This is a genomic window from Variovorax sp. P2_H12 (genome assembly GCF_056403395.1).
This window is the reverse complement of the sequence record NZ_JBFUFO010000004.1, coordinates 176714-182916: the sequence shown is the minus strand read 5'-3', so window position 1 is coordinate 182916 and position 6203 is coordinate 176714. Positions and strand designations below refer to the sequence as shown.

The window sequence follows — 6203 nt, the reverse complement described above, 5'->3', positions numbered from 1 at the left end:
CCTCCTGACCGTGGCCGACTACGCCGGCAAGGCCCTGAGAAACTACCGCTACGGGCCGGTGATCTACACCGACGGCAAGTCCTGCCCGGCGCCCAACGGGTGTCCCGTGACGCCCACGGGCTCCATCGGCATCGAGTACGGCGGCTCCATGGCCCTGCCCGGCAAGCCGTACCACGTCAAGACGGCCAACGTGCCTTGATCTTGTAGAACGGCCGGGATGACACCGGCATGCACGGAACGGCCCGCTTCACGCGGGCCGTTTTATTTGTGCGCCCGGCCTGGCCGGCCCCGATGCATTCAGCGCCGCGAGGCGTTCTGGCGTTCCGACGTCGGTCCACGGTCCTGTATAGAGCTCGGCGCTGACGGTGCCGGCGGCCATGGCGGCGCGTAACAGCGGCGCCAGCGCCGCCTTCGTTCCGCAGGCGTTGCCCGACGGCATCGCGCAGAACGGCGGCGCGAACAGGCCGGCCCGGTACAGTGCGATGGTCGAGAAAGTGTGCTTGCGCGGCGATTCCGCCAATGCGCTGCCATCGGCGGCGATGCCGAAATCCCCGGACGGGTTGTGCGGCGGATTCGGCACCAACCAAAGATGCGCCAGTCGCCCGCTCGCCGCGAAGCGGTCGACCGCCTGCTGGGTGAAGGCGAATTCCGGCGCAAACACGTCGCCCGCGACCACCCAGAACACCTCGCCCAGCGCCGGCAGTACGCGCACGATGCCGCCCGCGGTCTCGAGCGCGCCGCCGAAGTCGCGGCCTTCGTGCGAGTAGCGCAGTGCGGCCGCGCCGTGCCGGCTGCCGAAGCGCGCCTCGATCTGCTCGCCCAGCCAGGCCGTGTTCACGATGAGATCGGTGAATCCGCCCGCGGCCAGCGCGTCCATCGGCCACTGCATCAGCGGCTTGCCGTGCACTTCGAGCAGCGGCTTCGGTGTGTGGTCGGTCAGTGGCCGCATGCGCTCGCCGCGGCCGGCGGCCAGGATCATTGCCGGGATGCCGCTCATGCCACCGCCGCCCCGATCTCGCCGCGCTGCAGGGCATGCCGCTGCGCATGGCCGGGAACGAAGAGCGCCTCCAGTGCGGTCATCAGCGCCTTCGCCTTGGCCGAGTGATCGGCACCGAAGTTGCAGACATAGACGTCGATCGTCACGCCGCGCTGCTCCGGCCAGGTGTGGACGCACAGGTGCGACTCGGCCAGCAGCACCGTGGCCGTCACGCCGCCCGGGCCCTGCGGCGTGGCCGGGAAGGCATGGAACAGCCGGCCGACCACCTGCAAACCGGCGGCTTCGGCATGCGCGGCACAGGCGGCGCCAAGGGTTTCGGCGTCGACCAGCCAGCGTTCGTCGCAACGGCAGTCGAGGAGGTCGGCGGTGAGGTGAAGGCCCTGCATGGAGCGGCACTCTAGCTGAATGTGGCCCCCACGCTCCCCCACTGCGTGTGGGTCGCTGCCCCCCGAGGGGGAAGCAGCAGGCCGCCCGTCCGTGCGAAGCGCGGGCCTCGCCGCGCTGGCGGCCCGGCGCCGGCCTGATCCGAGCCCATTCCGGGGCCCCTCCACCCCGCCCGTTAAAATACCGGGTTCCCCCTAACCTGCTCCCAGAAAGCCACAGATGGCCAACCAAGCCTTGATGGCCAACGCGATTCGCGCGTTGGCAATGGATGCCGTTCAACTCGCCAACTCGGGGCATCCGGGCGCGCCGATGGGCATGGCCGACATGGCGGTCGCGCTGTGGGGCGACCACCTGCGGCACAACCCGGTCAATCCGCAGTGGTTCGATCGCGACCGCTTCGTGCTGTCGAACGGCCACGCCTCGATGCTGATCTATTCGGTCCTGCACCTCACGGGCTATGCGCTGCCGATCGAGGAGCTCAAGCACTTCCGCCAGCTGCACAGCAAGACGGCGGGCCACCCCGAGGTCGGCATCACGCCCGGCGTCGAGACCACCACCGGCCCGCTGGGCCAGGGCATCACCAATGCGGTCGGCTTCGCGCTGGCCGAGAAGCTGCTCGCGGCCGAGTTCAACCGCAAGGGCCACGAGATCGTCGACCATCACACCTACGCCTTCCTGGGCGACGGCTGCCTGATGGAGGGCATCAGCCACGAAGCCGCCGCGCTGGCCGGGGCCTGGAAGCTCGACAAGCTGATCGCGCTGTACGACGACAACGGCATCTCGATCGACGGGCCCGTCAAGCCCTGGTTCGTCGACGACACCGAGCAGCGCTTCAAGGCCTACGACTGGAACGTGGTCGGCCCGATCGACGGCAACGATGCCAGGGAGGTGTCGAAGGCCATCGAGAAGGCGAAGAAGCACACCGGCCAGCCGACCCTGATCATCTGCAAGACGCATATCGGCAAGGGCAGCCCGAACCGCGCCAACACCGCCAAGGCGCACGGCGAGCCGCTGGGCGCCGACGAGATCGGCCTCACGCGCAGTGCGCTGAACTGGACGCACTCGCCCTTCGAGCTGCCGGCGGCGGTCTACGAGGAATGGGACGCCAAGGCGGCCGGCGCGAAGAATGAGGCAGCCTGGAACGACCGGTTCGCAGCCTACGCCGAAGTCTTCCCCGACCTGGCGGCGGAATTCACGCGCCGCATGAAGGGCGAGCTGCCGAAGAACTTCCACCAGACCGCCTTCGACACCGTGGTGGCCGCTCACACCAAGGCCGAGACCGTGGCTTCGCGCAAGGCTTCGCAGCTGGCGCTGGAAGCCTTCACCGCCGCCCTGCCCGAGTTGCTCGGCGGCAGCGCCGACCTGACCGGCTCCAACCTCACCAACACCAAGAGCACGCCCAGCCTGCGCTTCGACGACCACGGCGCCGTGATCCGCATCGAAGGCAACGAGCAGTTCCCCGACGGCCTGCTGGGCCGCCACATCAACTACGGCGTGCGCGAATTCGGCATGGCGGCCATCATGAACGGCGTTGCGCTGCATGGCGGCTTCATTCCCTACGGCGGCACCTTCCTGACCTTCAGCGACTACAGCCGCAACGCGATCCGCATGGCGGCGCTGATGAAGCAGCGCGTGATCCACGTCTTCACCCACGACTCCATCGGCCTCGGCGAGGACGGCCCGACCCACCAGTCGATCGAGCATGCGGCTTCGTTGCGGCTGATCCCGAACCTCGATGTCTGGCGTCCCGGCGACACGGCCGAGACCGCCGTGGCCTGGGCCGTCGCGCTGCAGAATGCCGACCGCCCGACCGCGCTGCTGCTGTCGCGCCAGAACCTGCCCTACGCGCCCAAGAATGACCTGAGCGACATCAGCAAGGGTGCCTACGTGCTGTCCGAGCCCGAGGCCGTCGGCCTGAAGAACAAGAAGGTCAAGGCGGTCATCATCGCCACCGGCTCCGAAGTGCAGCTGGCGCTGCGCGCCCAGGAGCTGCTGGCGGCGAAGAAGATCGGCGTGCGCGTCGTCTCCATGCCTTCCACCACCACTTTCGACCGCCAGGACGTGGCCTACAAGAAGAGCGTGCTGCCCAAGGGCACGCCGCGCATCGCGGTCGAGATGGGCTGCACCGACGGCTGGTGGAAGTACGGCGTCGCGGCCGTCGTCGGCATCGACAGCTATGGCGAGTCGGCACCCGCGGGCGTGCTGTTCAAGCATTTCGGATTCACGGCAGAGAACGTCGCTGCCACGGTCGAAGCGGCGCTCGCGCGCTGACATCGATCGCATCTTCAAGTTGTCAACTATCCAGGAGCATCAGACATGGCTATCAAACTCGGCATCAACGGTTTCGGTCGCATCGGGCGCAACGTGCTGCGTGCGGCGGTTCAGAACTTCAAGAACGACATCGAGATTGTCGCGATCAACGACCTGCTCGAGCCTGACTACCTGGCCTACATGCTCCAGTACGACTCGGTGCACGGCCGCTTCCAGGGCGAGATCACGGTCGATGGCAACACGCTCGTCGTCAACGGCAAGAAGATCCGCCTGACGCAGGAGCGCGACCCGGCGAAGCTCAACTGGAGCGACGTCGGCGCCGACATCGTGCTCGAATCGACCGGCCTGTTCCTGACCAAGGACACGGCGCAGAAGCACATCGACGCCGGCGCCAAGAAGGTGCTGCTGTCGGCCCCGAGCAAGGACGACACGCCGATGTTCGTCTACGGCGTGAACGACAAGAAGTACGCCGGCGAAGCCATCATCAGCAACGCCAGCTGCACCACCAACTGCCTGGCGCCGCTGGCCAAGGTGCTGAACGACAAGTGGGGCATCAAGCGCGGCCTGATGACCACGGTGCACGCCGCCACGGCAACCCAGAAGACCGTCGATGGCCCGAGCAACAAGGACTGGCGCGGCGGCCGCGGCATCCTGGAGAACATCATTCCCTCGAGCACCGGCGCTGCCAAGGCGGTGGGCGTGGTGATCCCCGAGCTCAACAAGAAGCTCACCGGCATGAGCTTCCGCGTGCCGACCTCCGACGTGTCGGTGGTCGACCTCACGGTCGAGCTGGTCAAGGAAGCCACCTACAAGGAAATCTGCGCCGAAATGAAGGCGCAGAGCGAAGGCGCGCTCAAGGGCGTGCTCGGCTACACCGAGGACAAGGTGGTCGCCACCGACTTCCGCGGCGACCCGCGCACCTCGATCTTCGACGCCGAGGCCGGCATCGCCCTGGACGGCACCTTCGTCAAGCTGGTGAGCTGGTACGACAACGAATGGGGTTACTCGAACAAGTGCCTCGAGATGGTCCGCGTGATGGCGAAGTAAGCCCGCGCCACGCCATGAAAAAACGCGCCCTCGGGCGCGTTTTTCTTTGGCGGACCGGGCTTGCCCAGACCGGCGCCGGGCCGCCCCAAGCCGGTCTGCGCCCCCTTGGGGGCAGCGAGTACACGAAGTGACGAGCGTGGGGGCTTAATCAGACCGGTTCGAGCACGTGGATCAGCCGGCTCTCGGTCCAGTCCTTGACCTTGGCGCCATAGGCAGCCATGTGCGGCGCCGCGGCGTGCGCCTGCAGGTCGGCCAGCGTTTCCCACTTCTCGATCACGACGAAGGTGTCGGCGCCGAAGGAGCCGCGCGAGGCCGGCATGCCCGCCGCGTCGATGGTCGCGGCGTACTCGATGCAGCCTTTCTCGGCCAGCACGGCGGGCCGGTTGGCCCGGTAGGCCTCGAGGATCAGATCGCGTTGGCCGGGCTTGGCCGTGATGACGGCAACGACGTGAATCATGTGCGGGTGCTCCTTTGGAATGAAGCGTCGAATTTAAGAGCAAAGCGCCGTGCCCGCCTGTCGCGTCGGTACGCCTCCTCGGAGGGCGACATTCACATCGGCACTGGCACCTGCACCATCCATGAGATGCCGAAGCGGTCTTCCACCATGCCGAAGGCCGGAGACCAGAAGGTCTTGCCGAGCGGCATCTGCACCTGGCCGCCCTCGCCCAGCGCGGAGTACAGGCGCTGGGCCTCGGCTTCGTCGGCCGCCATCAGCGACAGGGAAAAGCCCTTGAACGCCGGTTGGCCGGAGGCGCGCCCGTCGGACGCCATCAGCGTGGACTGGCCCACGGTGAAACTTGCATGCATCACCTTGTTGTCGGAGCCCGGGGGGACCATCCCGGGGGGCGCCGGCTCGGGGCTGTCCTTCGGCTGTCCTTCATGCGCATCAACATCGTGATTTCTGCGCCGACCGACTTGCGGTGGAACTCGAGCGCCTCCTCGCAGCGGCCTTCGAAGAACAGGTAGGGCTGGACTTGCATGATGATCTCCTGGAGTGAATGTGGGTGGGGCGGCTCAATTCGCGGGCGGCATCGCGCTCGCATCCATGTGCACGAGCTCCCACAGGTGGCCATCGAGGTCCTGGAAGCCGTGCTGGTACATGAATCCATGGTCTTGTGGCCTGTTCGGCGTCGTGGCGCCGGCGGCCACCGCCTTGGCGACCATGCCGTCGACCTCGGCGCGGCTGTCGCGGGAAAGGGTCAGCAGCACCTCGGTGGTCTGGGTCGCATCGGCGATCGGCTTGTGCGTGAAGGTCTTGAAGAAGCTCTCGACCAGCAGCATCACGTAGATGTCGGCGCCGACGATCATGCAGGTGGCTTTCTCGTCGGTGAACTGCGGGTTGAATGCGAAGCCGAGCTGTGTGAAGAACGCGACCGAGCGGTCGAGGTTCTTGACGGGAAGGTTGACGTAGATCTGGGTCGCCATCGGATTCCTTTGCGAGATGGTTGTGTACGACGTCCACAAAAATAGCAGAGATAATGGACGCTGTCCACATGAAAGAACC

At 66.8% G+C, this 6203-nt stretch carries 6 protein-coding genes and 2 pseudogenes; 3 read left to right on the top strand and 5 right to left on the bottom strand.

From position 1 onward, the window contains the following. A pseudogene (locus AC1DYK_RS04460) lies at positions 1–199 on the top strand (hypothetical protein); the annotation flags it as partial. A 48-nt stretch (positions 200–247) separates the two neighbouring features. On the opposite strand, the gene AC1DYK_RS04455 reads toward AC1DYK_RS04460, so the two are convergent. After that, positions 248–979 carry a nucleotidyltransferase family protein gene (locus AC1DYK_RS04455; protein WP_478165155.1) on the bottom strand — a complete coding sequence of 244 codons (732 nt, stop codon included), beginning with the start codon at positions 977–979 and terminating at the stop codon, positions 248–250. 14 nt (positions 980–993) lie between these two features. Continuing rightward, positions 994–1383 (bottom strand): S-adenosylmethionine decarboxylase family protein, encoded by a 390-nt coding sequence (locus AC1DYK_RS04450; protein WP_478165146.1) that lies wholly within the window; start codon positions 1381–1383, stop codon positions 994–996. A 217-nt stretch (positions 1384–1600) separates the two neighbouring features. Between AC1DYK_RS04450 and tkt the strand changes: the two genes are divergently transcribed. Further along, positions 1601–3652, top strand: a complete 2052-nt coding sequence (gene tkt / locus AC1DYK_RS04445) for a transketolase (protein ID WP_478165145.1) — start codon at positions 1601–1603, stop codon at positions 3650–3652. 45 nt (positions 3653–3697) lie between these two features. Then, complete coding sequence (gene gap / locus AC1DYK_RS04440; RefSeq protein ID WP_478165144.1) at positions 3698–4699, top strand: type I glyceraldehyde-3-phosphate dehydrogenase; 1002 nt, start codon at positions 3698–3700, stop codon at positions 4697–4699. Positions 4700–4847: 148 nt separating this feature from the next. Here the strand turns inward: gap and AC1DYK_RS04435 are convergent, their stop codons facing one another. From AC1DYK_RS04435 to AC1DYK_RS04425, 3 genes and pseudogenes are all read right to left on the bottom strand, one after another. Then, the gene (locus AC1DYK_RS04435; RefSeq protein WP_478165143.1) at positions 4848–5156 is read right to left on the bottom strand and encodes a putative quinol monooxygenase; all 309 of its coding nucleotides are present in this window, start codon (positions 5154–5156) and stop codon (positions 4848–4850) included. A 92-nt stretch (positions 5157–5248) separates the two neighbouring features. Next, a pseudogene (locus tag AC1DYK_RS04430) lies at positions 5249–5679 on the bottom strand (VOC family protein). 34 nt (positions 5680–5713) lie between these two features. Further along, positions 5714–6124: a VOC family protein gene (locus tag AC1DYK_RS04425; protein WP_478165142.1), complete on the bottom strand. Its 411-nt coding sequence runs from the start codon at positions 6122–6124 to the stop codon at positions 5714–5716. Positions 6125–6203: the final 79 nt, after the last annotated feature.